Source organism: Desulfofundulus thermobenzoicus (genome assembly GCF_009428905.1).
GTDB lineage: Bacteria > Bacillota > Desulfotomaculia > Desulfotomaculales > Desulfovirgulaceae > Desulfofundulus_A > Desulfofundulus_A thermobenzoicus.
Genome location: NZ_WHYR01000064.1, coordinates 1 through 15,720 on the forward strand (window position 1 = coordinate 1; position 15,720 = coordinate 15,720).

Genomic DNA, 15,720 nt, shown 5'->3' on the forward strand with positions numbered 1-15,720 from the left:
CTGATTGCCACATTCTGGTGGACGGACTGACTGACCTGAAATACCAAAACAATATGCAAAGCAGTTGCTGATTATTCTGGTATCAGAAACTGTTGCAGATTGTTCAATCTGCGAAAATGGGCCGTGGTTGGGCTAAATTAAAATGATGATTGACAGTATGTTACGTCAAAGGATTCGGCCTGCACAAAACGCTGGTATCCGGGAGTGGATAAACGCAACATGATTTCGCCGAAACAAACTGCTTTTTGTGCCATGAAACTTTCAACTCCTCCTGCTTTTCTTACCAAACTTATTGCTGGCGGGCCTGTTTAATCTTTTCCACAAAGGCCTTTGCCGTCTGAGTAATTAACTCATAATTGTTTTCAGCCAGTCCTTTTTTGGTTAACTCGCTACCCACACCTACAGCTACCGCACCGGCCCGGATCCATTCACCTACATTTTCCAGGTTAACACCGCCGGTGGGTAGCAGGGGCGCCTGGGGCAGGGGACCTTTGATTGCTTTAATTATGCCTGGACCAAAGAGGCTGCCCGGGAAAATTTTCACCACATCGGCACCCATCTCCATGCACTCCACCACTTCCCGCACTGACATGGCGCCGGGCATGCATATTTTCTGATAGCGTCTGCACATCCGTACCATATCGGGGTTTAAATGGGGAGAAACTATGAATTCCGCCCCCGCCAGTATGGCCAGGCGGGCCGACTCGGCATCCAGTACCGTACCGGCGCCAATCACCATCTCATTTGCGTTAAATTTGTGCACCAGTTCTTTAATAACCTCGACGGCACCGGGCACCGTCATGGTGATCTCAATGGCACTGATACCGCCCTGGCGTACAGCTTCTGCCACTTTAAAGGCTTTCTCCGGGTTATCGGCACGTACCACGGCCACAATACCACAATCCAGGATGCGATTTAAAAGCTCATACTTCCTTAACACATATACTCCCCTCCATATGAAAACCCGTAAGTTAGTTATAATGTTATTTATGATGCAAGTCCCCCAGTTGTTTTGACACCTTTTGACAACTGTCAAGCAACATCTCAAGCAGTTGCGGTTCCCTTTCCGGGGGAAATCTTATGGCTGGAACGGAAATACTTATGGCAGCTTTTACAGCATGATGGGCGTCATAAACCGGCGCAGCCACGCATTTAATAAAATCTTCATGTTCAGATCTATCCAGGGCATAACCATCCCGGCGCACCCGGTCAATTTCCGCCCTCAGGTGTTCCAGGGTGGTGATGGTATTTTCCGTAAAACGCTTGAGCTCCAGCCGCGGGAGGATTTTCTCCAGCGAATCATCATCCATGCCGGCCAGCAAAACCTTGCCCACGGCAGTACAGTGCAAAGGGGCCCGTTTACCCACTCTGGAGTGCATACGAATGGTCTGGCTGTTATCCTCCACCTTGTCGATGTATACGGCTTCCAGGCCATCTCGGATGACCAGATGACATACTTCTTTCGTCTGATGACTTAATTCTTTTAAAATCGGATGGGCGACCGATCTGACGTCCAGTGTGTCAAAAAGTTTCTCGGTCAGCAAAAGGGGTTTAAAGCCGGGACGATATACATCATCGTCACCCTTGCGCACATAACCCAGGTCTTCCAGCACAGCAAGAATCCGGAAGGCCGTGCTGGAGTTCAAACCGCTTTGCCGGCATAACTCCGCCAGCGTCGCTCCCTCTGACAGCTCAAACACACATTCCAGCAACTGGAATGCCCGGTATATTGATTGTGCTCCCTGGACAGGCTTCGTACTGCCCTGCATTTCCTTACCCCTTCTTTATTTCATAATATGGAATATAATTTTATATTGTGAATTACATTCGCTATAAATTTATAGTTTCCTTCTTCATTCTTAAAAAAATCTTAAAGAAATTTTTACTTTGGCATTTCATATTCCACATTATGAAATATCATTTTATACTGTGGTTTAGGGTTCGACATGATCATCCTTATTTCCTGCATAAATCCTATATTTCGTGTTTTCTTAATAATGGAAAAACCGGTCATGGGTATGACCGGCTGTTACAGGAAGCTCAGTTTATTAAGGGGTCGGGCTTTGGCTGGGGGTTATCAAGCAGCGCGTTTATTTCCTTTTCCTTCAATTCACGGTACTCTCCGGGCTTTAACGTTTCATCCAGCACCAGGGGCCCTATGGCGATACGCTTAAGATAGGTCACTTTTTTGCCCAGAGCCTCAAACATGCGCTTGACCTGATGATATTTTCCTTCATAAATGGTAAGCTCAACCTCCGATTCCGGTCCGGAGTGAAGAATCTTTAATTCGCCGGGCATGGTCAGGTAGCCGTCATTCAAGGTCACTCCACGACGGAATGCCCCAGCGTCTGCTTCCGTAACCCTGCCGGACACCACGGCAAAATAGGTTCTGGGCACGTGTTTTTTGGGTGACAGGAGCCGGTGGGCCAGTTTACCGTCATTGGTAAGCAAGAGCAACCCTTCGGCATCCCTGTCCAGCCGCCCCACGGGAAAGGGGTGAAATGCCCGGTATTCCGGCGGGAGCAGATCGACCACCACTTTCGCCAGTTTATCTTCAGTGGCAGACAGAACACCCTGCGGCTTGTTTAACATCAAATATATGTACCGCCTGTACTCTACGGGCTTGCCGTCCACCTCAAGGCGGTCACGGCCGGGTAACACGTACAACCCCGGGTCCCCGGCCGGCTCTCCGTTGACCCTGACCCGTTTTTCTTTTAATAACCTTTTAATCTCCTTACGGGTGCCCAGCCCCATGTGTGCCAGCACTCTATCCAGGCGCTGCCGCTCTTTTTCCGCCATTTTTTCTCACCTTCAGGGCATGGTCAGCCTTTTGATAAGCATTGTCCCGTAGCTCCCCCGGGGCAGCTTAAAGAAAAGACGGATCTTTTGCCTGCCGGGGTAAAGATCATCTGGTTCCGCCGGTTCCAAACGAAAATCGCCGGGAAAAACTATGGCCTCCCTGGGGGTGGACTTGAAAAAGGCCTGCCGTACTTTACGGAGGTTGAATGCGCCACGCGTGAAACCCCTTTCCTCCAGGATGGCCGCAAATAGCCGCTCCGCACGGTCATCGGGAAACTCCATGCGGCTGGCAGCCAGGGGCAGGGCAAGGGACTTTAAATAGCCGAGCTCTTTTCTTTCCAGGCGCCGGTAGAAAAGATAGGGTCCGGCCACTCCCGGAACGGCCACGAGATCAACCCCGAGTTCCTGCAGGACCCTTCTTAAAAGCTCGTTAAAGAGAAAACTCTGGTAGGCCGAAAAAAGAAGGGAAAGCTCTTCCCGGGGAATCATCTGCAGGGCCTCTATGCAGGCCTTTGGTTTTTCTACGAACAGGGAAAAGATTTTTCTTTCCATGGAGGTTTTGGCCCGGGTAAGGCAGGTGGCCCAGTCCCCCCAGTGTTCGCGGAAAAATAGCTTGCGCTCCCTGGCCTCTTTTTTTTCTTCCGGGTAAATGCCGGTAAGGTAGACCTGCAGGCTGCCGTTATAATGCTTTTTCAGCAGCCTCTCGGCCATGAAGCCCATCTGGCGGTCCATGCTGCCAAAACGCTGGTCATCATAATAATTGGGGTAGCCAAAACCCCTGGCCTCATCCACCCGGCGGCCGATGCGGGACACCTCTTCCGGGCTCAAGGCACGGATGGTGATGGCAAACTGGTTTCCCTCCAGCAGATCGGGACCCATGGGCCTGTCCATAAAGCCTATGCTCTGGAAATAAAAGTTATTATCGCCGGTGGTTAAATTGGCGGGATACTTAACCGTAACGTACTGAAAGGTATGGGCGTGTCTGTCCTTCAACCCCCCGTAAGCGAAAAGGCCGTAGGGAAGGCCGTGGACCCTGGCAATCCGCAGCAGGAGATCGATGGTGTTCCAGCCCTTTTTCTCCAAAAGGTACAGCCGGTAGGGCCCCTTTTCCCGCAGGGGCAGGCGGGCCAGTTCCCTGACCACGAAATCCCCGGGGGTCACCTTTAGTTTCATTTAGCCCTTACTCCTTTTTTCCCTGTTTGCCGCCTCCTTAAAATATGTACCACAATCCACAGCGCTTTGCAAAACCCGGCTTTGCCCTGCACCAGAAACCTGGGCCGGATAAACTGGATGATATTATACGGCCCTTTGTTTTTATTATCGCGGCCAACCAGAGCATTTCTTCGTCGGAAATAATTGCCTTGCCGGCGGGTACCCGTGTTACAACTCTTCAGTATATCTACGCCCCCGCGTCGTAGGTAATGGATTAACAGAAGGCATCATGGCCCGGTGCATGGCGCCGTTCTCAAAGCCTTGCATCCGTAGCCCTGTTACACTACGATTTTTCCGTAAATCTTTTACCTCCCCGGGTGTTCCTTATTCCCCGGTCAGTGGTTATAATAATAAAAAGCAAAATGGTTTGGTTATATTTGGAGGAACATTGAAATTGCTGGCCATGCGGGAAGACGAGCGGCCTTTTTATTAACTTGAGTGAGGATAGCATATATTATGATCACGTTGATTGAAGCCTTAAATTTTCGCTGCCTGAGATATGTCCGGCAACCCCTGGGTCCCTTTCATGTTTTAATCGGCCCCAACGCCAGCGGGAAAACGACTTTCCTGGACGTAATTTCCTTTCTGGGAAGCCTGGTTTCGGAAGGTCTGGACGTGGCAGTAGGAGAAAGAACGAAAAATTTTCAAGATCTGGTCTGGGGGCGGGCCGGGAATAGTTTTGAACTGGCCATTGAAACCAGGATTCCTGCCGATCGCCGGGAACAACTGGGCGACCAGCCATATGATACGGTGCGGTATGAAGTTAAGCTGGGAAATGAGCATGGGGAAACGGAAATACTTGCGGAAAAGGTCTTGCTGAAAAAAGCAAAACCAATTCCTGTTAAGGAAAGAACCCTCTTTCCGGATTTCATTGAGCCCCCCAGAACAATTCTCACCCCCAAAGGAAAAAAATATGGACGTACAGTCGTAAACAAAGTTTACGGAGGTAATGATAATTACTATTCTGAAGTCTACTCTGAAACCGGCAAGGGATGGGCTCCAGCATTTAAACTGGGTACACGCAAGTCTGCCCTGGGAAACCTGCCGGAAGACGAATCAAAATTCCCTGTAACCACCTGGTTGAAAAGCTTGTTAACCGAAGGTGTGCAACAGTTTATTCTAAACAGCATACTTTTGCGGAGAGCCAGCCCCCCGGGACAGGTACGGGGATTCAAGCCGGACGGTTCCAACCTGCCCTGGGTGGTGGCCCATTTGCGGGAGAAATCAACGGAAAAATTTCAAGACTGGATCGCCCACCTGCAGACGGCCCTCCCGGACCTGGAAGGCATTCAAACCGTGGTGCGGGAAGACGACAAACATTGTTACCTGGTGCTGGTCTATCGCGGCGGTTTAACTGTACCGTCATGGATGGCCTCCGATGGGACGCTGCGCCTCCTGGCGCTCACATTACCGGCCTACCTGCCTGATTTTAAGGGAATTTACCTGATCGAGGAGCCGGAAAACGGCATTCACCCCCGGGCAGTGGAAACCATGTTCCAGTCCCTTTCTTCCGTATACAACGCCCAGATACTCCTGGCCACCCATTCCCCGGTTATTTTAAGCCTGGCCGAGCCGGAGAAGATCCTCTGCTTCGCCAGGACCGGGGAGGGCGCCACCGACATCGTCCTGGGCAGCGAACACCCGGCTTTGAAAGACTGGCAGGGTGAGACCAACCTGGGTGTCCTTTTTGCCGGGGGTGTGCTGGGATGATCAAGGACCTGGCCATCCTCGTGGCCGACAAAAACATGGAGTACACAATTAAGGGGCTGCTGACACGCCCACAGGCGCTGGGGATACGTCAATTGACCTTTGATTGTTTCGTTCATCCTGAACATGATCCCGGGTGCCTGTTACGGGGGCATGATTTCCTGCGATCCATGATCAACAGCCATACCCATGCACTGATAATGCTAGATCATGAAGGCTGCGGCCGGGAAACTTTATCCAGAAAAGAGCTGGAAAAGCAGATTGAAGAACGATTGAGTCGCTCCGGCTGGGGTGACCGGGCCGCAGCCATAGTTATTTCCCCGGAACTGGAAATTTGGGTCTGGAGTGATTCACCCCATCTGGACCGGATTATGGGGTGGGCCGGAAAGGAAACGGATTTAAGGTCCTGGTTGCTACAGGAAAACCTTATCGAGGGCCGGCGGGGGAAACCGAAGGAACCGAAAAGGGCCTTTGAACAGGCATTGAAACTGGCCGGAAAGGCCCGCTCCTCTTCGCTATTCTATCAGTTGGCTAAATCCGTCAGCCTGGATAACTGCGTAAACCAGGCATTTGTGAAGTTAAAAGCAACCCTGAAGAAATGGTTCTCCACAGAATGAACGCAATTTCAATAACTATGCTTGGTTCACCTCAGCGGAAAGAATGCCTTTCAGAAAACGCAATCACGGTGAATAAAAGTTTACAAAACGCCTGCACCATGGAATTGACCGGCTTCAATAAGCAGCAGGTCGTTTCGTTTTACCGCCATTTGTGTCACAGCAGCACCTCATTGCCAAGACAATTTATGCATGATTAAATAACCGGCTTCAATCCCGGACCTGTAGTCCAGCAGGTCTTTTTTCGGAAAAATATATTCCATGCCCCAGATAAATACCAGGTACTTGCTAAACCGAACGAAACCCCACCGGCCACACCCTCTTCCCAAACTCACTATTGGAAAGAACATTTTATACTGGTATAATAGAGCTATAAACCACCCGGAGGGCGTTGTATGTCCGTTATTAAAGAAGCCGAGCTCCCAGGACTGGGCAAAAAATTCCAGATCAACCTGGAAAACGGAGAGCGCATCGCCATCGTCGTCCACGACGACGGAAACAGGGAAATCTACCATTTTGCCGGGGATGAGGATGAACCGGTGGATTCCTTCCTGCTCAACGATCAGGAAGCCCGCCAGATAGGTTCCATCATCGCCGGAGCGTTTTACCAGCCCAAAACCCTGGAAAAGCTGGAAACGGCCGTTTCCGATTTGCGCATTGAGTGGCTCAAGGTGAGGGAGCAATCACCCATCAACGGCCGCAGCATCGGCGAGCTGGGATTGCGCAAAAATCACGGCATTGTGGTTATTTCGGTAATTGATGAAAAGCGCAGAAACAAGCGGGAAGCGGTGTGCATCAATCCCGGTCCCGGCTTTGTCTTTACCCCCGGGCAGATAATCATTGCCGCGGGTACATCCGAAAAAATGAAACAGTTTGAGGAGGAAATGTTTTAAATGTAAGGGGGTAGCAATGACAGAGGATGTAATCGTCAATGTGGGAATAGCCTTTGTTTTCATCACCCTGGCCAATATCCTGTCCTCCCGCCTGAAATATTCGTCCATCCCTTTTTTAATCCTGATGGGTATGCTGGTGGGCCCCCACGCCCCGGCAGTGGGAAACGTCTCTTTTTACCTTGTATCCCCCGGTGAGTCCCTCGAATTCCTTTCCCGCCTGGGCGTCCTGTTAATGCTGTTTTACCTGGGGCTGGAGTTTTCCGCCGGCAAACTGGTGGCCGCCGGGCGGCCAATTTTGCAAAGCGGCATCATATACGTAGGGTTTAATTTTATCAGGGGTATGCTGGTGGGGTGGTTTCTTTTCCATCGCTGGCCTGAGGCAGTGATCGTCGGGGGTATTACCAGCGTCTCCAGCAGCGCCATGGTCACCAAACTGCTTATCGATTTAAAGCGCACGGCCAACCCGGAAACCGAACTGATTCTGGGCATTCTGGTTTTCGAGGATGTCTTTATTGCCGTATATTTATCCATTCTTTCGGCTCTTTTAATAACGGGAGACCCCCGGTGGCCGGCTTTGCTGCCCGCCGTCCTGCTTATTCCGGGCATAATCTTTCTGGTTTTAATTTTTGGGCAGAGACTGGCCCGCCTGATGGAACCCCTGTTTAAATTTAAAACCAGCGAATGCTTTACGGCAGCGGTTTTCACCCTGCTATTACTGGTGGCCGTCGGGGTGGAAAGAATAAATCTGGCGGAAGCCATCGGCGCCCTGCTGCTGGGATTGGTGCTGGCGGAAACCACACACAACAAACGGATCATCCAAATGATCACACCCATGCGTGACCTTTTTGCCGCCATGTTTTTCTTTTCCTTCGGCCTGGAAATAAACTACCGGCTTTTCCCGGAAGTTTATAGTATTACCCTGGTTATCGTGGTGGTGACGGTCACGGGCAATATCATAGCCGGGCTGCTGGCCGCCTGGTTGGCCGGGTATAAGGCCAAAAGGGCATTTAATGTGGCCTTCACCGTTATGGCCCGGGGAGAATTCTCGGTGATTCTGGCCAGTATGGCGGCGGCCTCCGGCACCAGCGGGCAGTTGCCAAGCATGGCGGCACTTTACGTTTTAGTCCTGGCTTTTGTGTCCCCCCCACTGGCCAAATACTCCAAAAATTTTTATGAACTATACGAACGCATCCGCGGGTTGATAAAAACCGGCAGGTTTTGGGGCAAAGAAAAGGCTTAAGCCGTGCCCGGGACTTCGTCCTTTGAGAAAGCATGATCACAGTGCCGGTGGCAATCCGCAGCCCGAACAGGCCGGCCAGGCCATTTTAATAAAAGACCGGCAATACCCGTAATGCTGCCGGCAGAGTCGAGCAGTGTGATGGACCAGGCAAAATGTGCCGTTCGTCTACGGGGTGGGAAGTTTCCAGACCAGTACATGAAACTCTTGATCCGGTGCCGCCTTTAAACCATGGGGAATACCCTTCTGGCTGTAAACGAGATCGTCCTTCTCCACTGTTGATTCAACATCACCAACGCTGATAGCCCCTTTGCCCTGGACCACCTGGAAAACGACATTTTGCGGCGATGTATGAGCCTGGACCACGTCGCCCGGTTTTAACAGCAGGTTCATGAGCACGAGACCGTCTCGTTCCAGTACCTTTCTGGCACTTACTCCCCGCGGGTTAGTGAATACGGGTAATTCGGAAATCTTAATTACTTCCATAATAAGTAACCTCCCTTTAGAATATCCGGTTTCGTTATTATTTGTATAACTTTTAGCTTTATAAAATAGTAATTTATTCATGTAAAGAAAGTTATTAAGGGGCTCACAGTACGGGTGTGATATTGATCACCCCCGGCGAACGGCCAGAGGGCACTTATTGGACAGTTTGACTTAAATCTGTTACATTATGCTGTAGGGGGGGAGTTCTGAATGGCTAGAAAACAATACTCACCAGAGCAAAAAATGCAAATGGTTAAGGAGGTCATGGAAACAGGCAACGCTTCTATTGTTGGCCGCAGGTATGATGTTGCTCCATCCCTCATCAGCCGTTGGGTAAGGACCTACAAGAATAATGGAACCCCATCAATATATTGTGCCACGACCGTGTAAACTTCCGGGCGTGGGAACACCTGCACCATCACCTCCACGTGCTGGCCGACTATGCCCTGCAGGTGGAAGATGCCCTGGAAAGGACCGTGAAGCAGCAGCGACCGGCAAGATGGAACCTTGCAGCGCCACCCAGAACCTGCAGCCCGGTCTCTGCCAGTAGCAGTGGATCCTGCCTTAAGGGAAAGGCTTGACACAGCTCGATGAAGGACATATGCTGTTGGTAAGGAGATGTTCATATGTTAAGGGCACGATTAACGAGTAAGGGCCAGATAACCATACCGGTAACTGTGCGCCGCATGCTTAACCTGCAACCGGGAGACGAACTACTCTTTGATGTAAGCCCGGAAGGCGAGGTTAAGGTAAGGTCTTTTAAACGCAAGCGCTTAACAGAGTTATACGCTTCTTTACCAACTGTCAAAGAATATCCTGGCAAAGAAAAAGTGCGTGAGGAAGTAGCCGCCAGTATTGCCCGGCAGATCCTGGTTAAAGGGAAAGAAAAAGAATGATTTATTTATGGATTGATGCCAACGTTGTCCTACGATTTCTTACCGGTAATCCGCCGGATATGGCCGCCCAGGCGCTAGAGTTGATGGCCCGCGCCGAGAAGGGGGAAGTTTGCCTGCGCCTTCACCACCTGGTGATAGCTGAAATCGTCCGGGTTCTCTCCTCTTTTTACAAATTTACCAAACGGGAGATTGCTAATACGCTGGTTTCCTTTATTCACGCGGATGGTATTCAAGTCGACAATTCCGATCTGGCTGTCCAGGCTTTACAAGACATGGCAGAAAAAAACATTGATTTTGTAGATGCCTACCTGGCCGCTCTGGCCAACCAACACGAAGAAAGTGTCTGTTCTTTTGATAGTGATTTTGAAAAGTTAAACGTAAGTCTGGTCGAACCCCCGGGATATCCGCAGAAGAAATAATATCGAATAAACCTGGTCATATCTGACGAAATTCTGTGCGGCTATCAATTTGGCCGCTTCATTCTCATTCATCCAGCACCACAATAAGCCGCTCCTGCCGGGCCAGCCCGCCCATAAAACGAAAGGCAGCCTCCCAGGAAGGAAAGGGAAAACCCGTTTCTGCCTGTCCGCAGGCCTGTTCCCACAGGCGTTGGGAAAAGGCGGCCAGATGCTCCCGGTCGGGAGCCAGGTCGGCCACAAAAAAAAACGTGCCTCTTCCCCCGGCAAAAAACCCTGAGCAGTTCCGTCTTCCCCACCCGCCGGCGGCCGTACAACACCAGCAGCCCGGCACGACCGCTTCCATAAGCTTCCTCCAGCCAGTTCAATTCCATCTCGCGGTTTACAAAAACCATCCAAAGTAGCTCGCGCAATTAGTCTAACCCCGTCCGCTTATTAACGTCAATGAAAGGGTGATTTTTACAAATGTGAAAGGCATAAGCTGCCACCATTGTAAACAAGTCCGGATGAAGAAAGGTATTCATCCCCGGGCAGCGGAAACCATGTTCCAGTCCCTTTCTTCCGTATACAACGCACAGATACTCCCGGCCACCCATTCCCCGGTTATTTTAAGCCTGGCCGAGCCGGAGAAGATCCTCTGCTTCGCCAGGACCGGGGAGTGTGCCACCGACATCGTCCTGGGCAGCAAACACCCGGCTTTGAAAGACTGGCTGGGTGTCCTTTTTGCCGGGGGTGTGCTGGGATGATCGACGTTAACCATACGTCGGCATTCTTCCGAATCCGGTCCTTTTCTTCCAACCCAACTCTTTTTTCAGTTTCTCGTAAACATGAAACACAATCGGACAGACGGCATAATTATCAATTACCCCGATTAACCGGAAAACAAAACCCTTTTTGTGCAAGTGAGGATAACTCCTGCAATCATCAGGACGATATGAATATTGCGTACACAGATTGTCCTTTAAAAATGGGCAGGGTTTCTGGTTAAAAACATAGTCGTTTTCAACCTTTTTCAAGTATTTTTCTCTAAATTCGGAAACCGGAATACCTGCCCCTTGAGATAACCTCGTGATGTCTTTATCGTGTAGAACTGGACTGCATTCCCGGCAACAGTTGGCGCACTGTTTGCAGTCAATCTGCGAAGAAATATCTTTATATAACCTGTGTACCAGGGAATCCACTTTTTTATCCGCAATACTGGCTTTTAAAAAGGAACGGAAATCCCAGTTTTCATCTTCTTTCTGTGCGGCTATCAATTTAAGCTTCTCCGGCGCAATTTCAATAACCATGCCTGGCTCACCTCGGCGGAAAGACTTTTTAGAAAACGTAATCACAGCGAATAAAAGTTCACAAATCGCCTGCACCATGGAATTGACCGGCTTCAATAAGCAGCAGGTCGTGTCGTTTTGCCGCCATTTGATGCAGCTCCCCGGTGAAACCGTTCCGGGCAAACAGGGCGTAATATACCTGCGGCGGCCGCTGAAAATGGGGCAGCACGGCTCTGGCCTTTTGCTGGAGTTCGGAGAGTACATTTGCCCCTACCGGTTTCGCCCACCACTTGCACTCACCCACCATAATGGCCGCTTCATCCTCACTGATGGCCAGCAGGTCCAGTTCGTTCCGCCCGTCCCACCAGGAGCCCAGGCGGTGGGGATAAAAGGGAAGTTTCCCCCGCCGCCCTAAAAGGCGCAAATGCTGCCGGCAAACCTCTTCAAAGGCCGGGCCAACAAACTCCGGAAAATGGGGCTTGATCCTGGTTTCCAGCACCCTCTCCGCTTCGCCCTCCTCCAGGTCGCTGCGGTTGGGGTAAACAAACCGAAACCAGAAGCGCAGAAATTGATCCTGTAGCCGGTAAATACCCCGACGGCTTTTCTGCGGCTGCTTTTCCGTCACCGGCACCAGACGCTGGATTAAACCCATGTCCCTTAATATGTCCAGGTAACGGGAAGCAGCGCTGCGGTCGGGCAAACCCGCCGCTTGGGTGATTTCATTCAGGCGGGTTTTGCCGTGGGCAATGGCCCTGAGCAAGGCAAAATAATTGGCCGGCTCCCGCAGTTCCTGCATAAGAAGAAAACGCGGTTCTTCATAGAGGAAGGTGCCCCGGCGCAGCACCCGGCGGGCAATACCGGCAAAAAAATCAACTTCATTCATAAATTCCAGCAGGTATGCCGGCACTCCACCGAGCACGGCGTAGGCTTCCACCCGCCAGATAGGATCCCTCCCCGGGAAAAAGCCCGCCATATCGTGAAAGTGCAGGGGCTCGACCAGGTATTGCCCGGTGCGCCTGCCGTAGAGGGCGCTCTTATATCCCAGAACCTCCCTCTCCATCACTCCTACATAGGAACCGCACAAAATACACAATATCCCGGTATTTCTCAAATCCTCGTCCCAGACTTTCTGCAGAATGGAAGGAATGGCCGGATTGGTTTCCATGAGGTAGGGAAATTCATCCAGCACCACAATAAGCCGCTCCTGCCGGGCCAATCCACCCATGAAGCGAAAGGCCGCCTCCCAGGAAGGAAAGGTAAAACCCGTTTCTGCCTGTCCGCAGGTCTGTTCCCACAGGCGTTGGGAAAAGGCGGCCAGCTGCTCCCGGTCCGGCGCCAGGTCGGCCACAAAAAAAACGTGCCTCTTCTCCCGGCAAAAAACCCTTAGCAGCTCCGTCTTACCCACCCGCCGGCGGCCGTATAACACCAGCAGCCCGGCACGACCGCTTCCATAAGCTTCCTCCAGCCAGTGTAGTTCAGCTTTGCGGTTCACAAAAGTCACAGCAGCACCTCATTACTAATATAACTTGATTATGATATGATTAGTCTAATCAAGATTATACTAAATAAAATAACCGGATTCAATCCCGGATGCAATTAGCAACAACTGGCCATTGATCTATTGGATTGACAATATTGGTTTTATACGTAAGCTGAACATAGAGCTGAACCTTATGGAAAACATCATTAACGTGGAAAATGCCAGGCGAATTCTGGGAGATTTGATCAGCCGGGTAAACAAAAATAAACAACCGGTAATCATCACCCGGCGCTCGAAGGAAAAGGCCATTCTTCTGGATTATGATGAGCACGTGCGATTGAAAGCCCTTGCCGAAAAAGCAAAGGAAGACCGGTTAATCGAAGCCCTGGAGAAGATCCAGCAAGCAGTCGCCGAAGCCGGTATTTCCTATGAAGCTGTCGCCGAAGCCATTCGCGAGGTTCGTTTACCCCGGCAGGGGCACTCCCATTTGCCTGTACTGTTTACCTGCACCCAGGGAGGAATGAAAATGCTTCTCGAGAGCGAAAAAATTATCAGTGAAATTAAACGCCATGTCCAGGACCGGCCACAGGTGGCCGTGGCCTATTTGATGGGGTCTTATGCCGGGGGCACGGTCACCCCTTTGAGTGATGTGGATGTGGGCATCGGCCTTTACCCCTCCCTGTGCCCGAACATAGACGACGCCCTGGACCTGGCAGCGGCACTGGAATACTCCTTGACGGAGGCGCTTTTTCCCGGTTATGACCCCGAACCCTGGGCGGAATGGCTCTTCACCCCGGTGGAAGTGGTGGTACTGAACGCACCCCACACCCTTTCTTCCCTCCCCTGGATACAGGCCGGCGCCCTGCCGGTCCACACCCCGGACCATTCCTTTAAAGTGGAACTGGAAAAGCTGGCTTTCCGGCACGGCCGCCCTACGCCGGAGGAGGCCACCATTGCCGCCTGGCGGCTAAAGGCAACCTGGATCGTCCGCACCGCCCGGGGCCAGGTTTTTACCTCCTATGAGGGCATTTTGCGCACCTGCCTGAACCTGGCCCACCGGGCGGTGGTCAGGCTGGGGCTACCCGTACCGGAAGAACGGCAACACTTGCCCCTGGTACTGTACCGGGCCGGCATCATTACCCGGCGGGCGGCTTCTTTTATCACAGAAGCTATCAATGTATTATGCCACGACCGTGTAGACTTCCAGGCGTGGGAATACCTGCACCATTACCTCCACCTGCTGGCCGACTATGCCCTGCAGGTGGAAGACGCCCTGGAAAGGACCGTGAAGCAGCAGCAGCGACTGGCGAGATAGAGCCTTGCGGCGCCACCATAATGGCCGCTTCATCCTCATTGACGGCCAGCAGGTCCAATTCGTTCCGCCCGTCCCACCAGGGGTCCCAGACTTTCTGCAAAATGGAAGGAATGGCCGGATTGGTCTCCATAAGGTAGGGAAATTCATCAGCACCACAATAAGCCGCTCCTGCCGGGCCAACCCGCCCATAAAACGGAAGGCAGCCTCCCCAGGAAGGAAAGGAAAAAACCGTTTCTGCCTGTCCGTAGGCCTGCTCCCACAGCCGCTGCGAAAAAGCGGCTAACTGCTCCCGGTCGGGCGCCAGGTCGGCCACAAAAAAACGTGCCTCTTCCCCCGGCAAAAACCCTGACCGGCGGCCGTATAACACCAGCAGCCCGGTCACGACCGCTTCCATAAGCTTCCTCCAGCCAGTTCAATTCAGCTTTGTGGTTTACAAAAACCATTTGCATTACCTAGCATGATTAGTCTAATCATGATTATACTATTTTGTAACATGAATTCAAAGGGAAAAGGCTTTCTTCCCGGTCTGCAGAGAAGGGGTTTCAGCGTCTCAAGGGGTATCGAGAGCTACCTCTATTGGCCACAGCGTTGCTTGAAGTCGTCACTGCTCCAAAATCTTCCATGGCAATAAAAACAGCTTAAAAAACGCGAAAAAGGGCGCTACCGAAATTCCACGACATTCAGGACATGCTCAGAACTTGTGTAGTGCCCCTGTTTATCATACCGTTCTACATACTCGGCAAGTTCCAACCAATATTGTTCATTCCAGTAAGCTCGTGCAGCACCTGAGGTTGATGGTAAAACGAAAACAGCCGATGACCCCACTCTTTCCGATTGTAACCCGTATTTTACAGGACGACCTAGGAATTCCATGGCAGCTCGCTTACCATTAAAAGCGACCACCTTTGGAGACGCTTTTTCCAGACGCTGCCGCAAGCCGATAATATCAAAGAACTCCTTGTCTAAGGTATTGTCATTGCCGGAAACACTTTTCACGAGATCAGTAAGTCCAATACCGTAGCTCAAGAGGCTACGGTATTCTCGTGGCTGTAACTGGCGAGGGGTCAGACCAATACGGTACAGCACCGCCCAAAATTGGTTACCTCGCCCGGCATAATAGGCTCCAATTGTGGCCGAACGGTTACCAGCCGCCATCACGCAGAAAATCACTTTAAGACCCGGTTTAATCACGTCAGGAAGAATGTCCATTAGAAGGCACCTTTCCTCTTACCTTTAATTGCTTGTAAAGTAAAAATTCCGTAAGGATAATCTGTGCTAAGTTGGATATGGGTTGACGGATTGGAATTGACTGGGAAACAAATCAACCATCCGGGCTTGCCCCAGATGGTTGAGTACACACACTGTTCCCCTTATAATGGTAATTGTCACATTAACAA

At 51.2% G+C, this 15,720-nt stretch carries 19 protein-coding genes; 9 read left to right on the top strand and 10 right to left on the bottom strand.

Annotation, left to right across the window (positions count from 1 at the left end; genetic code table 11):
* Positions 1 to 289: 289 nt before the first annotated feature.
* From GFC01_RS16160 to truD, 4 genes are all read right to left on the bottom strand, one after another.
* On the bottom strand, positions 290 to 940 hold the full coding sequence (locus GFC01_RS16160; RefSeq protein ID WP_341474052.1) for a bifunctional 2-keto-4-hydroxyglutarate aldolase/2-keto-3-deoxy-6-phosphogluconate aldolase: 651 nt from the start codon (positions 938 to 940) through the stop codon (positions 290 to 292).
* A 43-nt stretch (positions 941 to 983) separates the two neighbouring features.
* Positions 984 to 1,769: an IclR family transcriptional regulator gene (locus GFC01_RS16165; protein ID WP_152948195.1), complete on the bottom strand. Its 786-nt coding sequence runs from the start codon at positions 1,767 to 1,769 to the stop codon at positions 984 to 986.
* A 271-nt stretch (positions 1,770 to 2,040) separates the two neighbouring features.
* Complete coding sequence (locus GFC01_RS16170; RefSeq protein ID WP_152948196.1) at positions 2,041 to 2,799, bottom strand: pseudouridine synthase; 759 nt, start codon at positions 2,797 to 2,799, stop codon at positions 2,041 to 2,043.
* A 12-nt stretch (positions 2,800 to 2,811) separates the two neighbouring features.
* Positions 2,812 to 3,972 carry a tRNA pseudouridine(13) synthase TruD gene (gene truD, locus GFC01_RS16175; RefSeq protein WP_152948197.1) on the bottom strand — a complete coding sequence of 387 codons (1,161 nt, stop codon included), beginning with the start codon at positions 3,970 to 3,972 and terminating at the stop codon, positions 2,812 to 2,814.
* Between the two features lie 495 nt (positions 3,973 to 4,467).
* Here truD and mads3 point away from each other — a divergent pair, with 495 nt between their 5' ends.
* From mads3 to GFC01_RS16195, 4 genes are all read left to right on the top strand, one after another.
* On the top strand, positions 4,468 to 5,721 hold the full coding sequence (gene mads3 / locus GFC01_RS16180) for a methylation-associated defense system AAA family ATPase MAD3 (RefSeq protein WP_152948198.1): 1,254 nt from the start codon (positions 4,468 to 4,470) through the stop codon (positions 5,719 to 5,721).
* Entirely contained in the window at positions 5,718 to 6,335 is a 618-nt protein-coding gene (mads4, locus tag GFC01_RS16185; protein WP_152948199.1) for a methylation-associated defense system protein MAD4, read from the top strand. Before mads3 ends, mads4 begins: the two co-directional genes overlap by 4 nt.
* 392 nt (positions 6,336 to 6,727) lie before the next feature.
* On the top strand, positions 6,728 to 7,225 hold the full coding sequence (locus GFC01_RS16190; protein WP_152948200.1) for a cation:proton antiporter regulatory subunit: 498 nt from the start codon (positions 6,728 to 6,730) through the stop codon (positions 7,223 to 7,225).
* Between the two features lie 16 nt (positions 7,226 to 7,241).
* Positions 7,242 to 8,465 carry a cation:proton antiporter gene (locus GFC01_RS16195; protein ID WP_152948201.1) on the top strand — a complete coding sequence of 408 codons (1,224 nt, stop codon included), beginning with the start codon at positions 7,242 to 7,244 and terminating at the stop codon, positions 8,463 to 8,465.
* Between the two features lie 165 nt (positions 8,466 to 8,630).
* Here the strand turns inward: GFC01_RS16195 and GFC01_RS16200 are convergent, their stop codons facing one another.
* Positions 8,631 to 8,948, bottom strand: coding sequence for a cupin domain-containing protein (locus GFC01_RS16200; RefSeq protein ID WP_194175000.1), 318 nt, complete (start codon positions 8,946 to 8,948; stop codon positions 8,631 to 8,633).
* A 210-nt stretch (positions 8,949 to 9,158) separates the two neighbouring features.
* Between GFC01_RS16200 and GFC01_RS20255 the strand changes: the two genes are divergently transcribed.
* The 3 genes from GFC01_RS20255 (at position 9,159) to GFC01_RS16215 (ending at position 10,263) form a co-directional block, all read left to right on the top strand.
* Complete coding sequence (locus GFC01_RS20255; protein WP_207707637.1) at positions 9,159 to 9,338, top strand: transposase; 180 nt, start codon at positions 9,159 to 9,161, stop codon at positions 9,336 to 9,338.
* A gap of 236 nt (positions 9,339 to 9,574) precedes the next feature.
* Positions 9,575 to 9,844, top strand: coding sequence for an AbrB/MazE/SpoVT family DNA-binding domain-containing protein (locus GFC01_RS16210; protein ID WP_152948203.1), 270 nt, complete (start codon positions 9,575 to 9,577; stop codon positions 9,842 to 9,844).
* Positions 9,841 to 10,263, top strand: a complete 423-nt coding sequence (locus GFC01_RS16215; protein ID WP_152948204.1) for a PIN domain-containing protein — start codon at positions 9,841 to 9,843, stop codon at positions 10,261 to 10,263. The genes GFC01_RS16210 and GFC01_RS16215 overlap by 4 nt, the downstream gene beginning before the upstream one ends.
* Before the next feature lie 68 nt (positions 10,264 to 10,331).
* Here the strand turns inward: GFC01_RS16215 and GFC01_RS18875 are convergent, their stop codons facing one another.
* Together GFC01_RS18875 and GFC01_RS19545 are read right to left on the bottom strand one after the other, a co-directional pair.
* Positions 10,332 to 10,655 carry an ATP-binding protein gene (locus tag GFC01_RS18875; protein WP_194175002.1) on the bottom strand — a complete coding sequence of 108 codons (324 nt, stop codon included), beginning with the start codon at positions 10,653 to 10,655 and terminating at the stop codon, positions 10,332 to 10,334.
* 18 nt (positions 10,656 to 10,673) lie between these two features.
* Positions 10,674 to 10,784 (bottom strand): Fic family protein, encoded by a 111-nt coding sequence (locus tag GFC01_RS19545; RefSeq protein ID WP_341474053.1) that lies wholly within the window; start codon positions 10,782 to 10,784, stop codon positions 10,674 to 10,676.
* Here GFC01_RS19545 and GFC01_RS16230 point away from each other — a divergent pair.
* Positions 10,767 to 11,006 (top strand): AAA family ATPase, encoded by a 240-nt coding sequence (locus tag GFC01_RS16230; RefSeq protein ID WP_194175003.1) that lies wholly within the window; start codon positions 10,767 to 10,769, stop codon positions 11,004 to 11,006. The genes GFC01_RS19545 and GFC01_RS16230 overlap by 18 nt on opposite strands.
* Before the next feature lie 6 nt (positions 11,007 to 11,012).
* Here GFC01_RS16230 and GFC01_RS16235 read toward each other — a convergent pair whose 3' ends face one another.
* Together GFC01_RS16235 and GFC01_RS20045 are read right to left on the bottom strand one after the other, a co-directional pair.
* Complete coding sequence (locus GFC01_RS16235; RefSeq protein WP_194175001.1) at positions 11,013 to 11,627, bottom strand: YkgJ family cysteine cluster protein; 615 nt, start codon at positions 11,625 to 11,627, stop codon at positions 11,013 to 11,015.
* A complete protein-coding gene (locus GFC01_RS20045) occupies positions 11,608 to 13,029 on the bottom strand; it encodes a DUF234 domain-containing protein (protein WP_152948207.1) in 1,422 nt (473 codons plus the stop codon). Before GFC01_RS20045 ends, GFC01_RS16235 begins: the two co-directional genes overlap by 20 nt.
* A gap of 172 nt (positions 13,030 to 13,201) precedes the next feature.
* On the opposite strand from GFC01_RS20045, the gene GFC01_RS16245 reads away from it, so the two are divergent.
* Complete coding sequence (locus GFC01_RS16245) at positions 13,202 to 14,323, top strand: type II toxin-antitoxin system prevent-host-death family antitoxin (protein ID WP_152948208.1); 1,122 nt, start codon at positions 13,202 to 13,204, stop codon at positions 14,321 to 14,323.
* A gap of 660 nt (positions 14,324 to 14,983) precedes the next feature.
* Here the strand turns inward: GFC01_RS16245 and GFC01_RS16250 are convergent.
* Positions 14,984 to 15,532: a mismatch-specific DNA-glycosylase gene (locus tag GFC01_RS16250; protein WP_152948209.1), complete on the bottom strand. Its 549-nt coding sequence runs from the start codon at positions 15,530 to 15,532 to the stop codon at positions 14,984 to 14,986.
* Between the last annotated feature and the right edge of the window lie 188 nt (positions 15,533 to 15,720).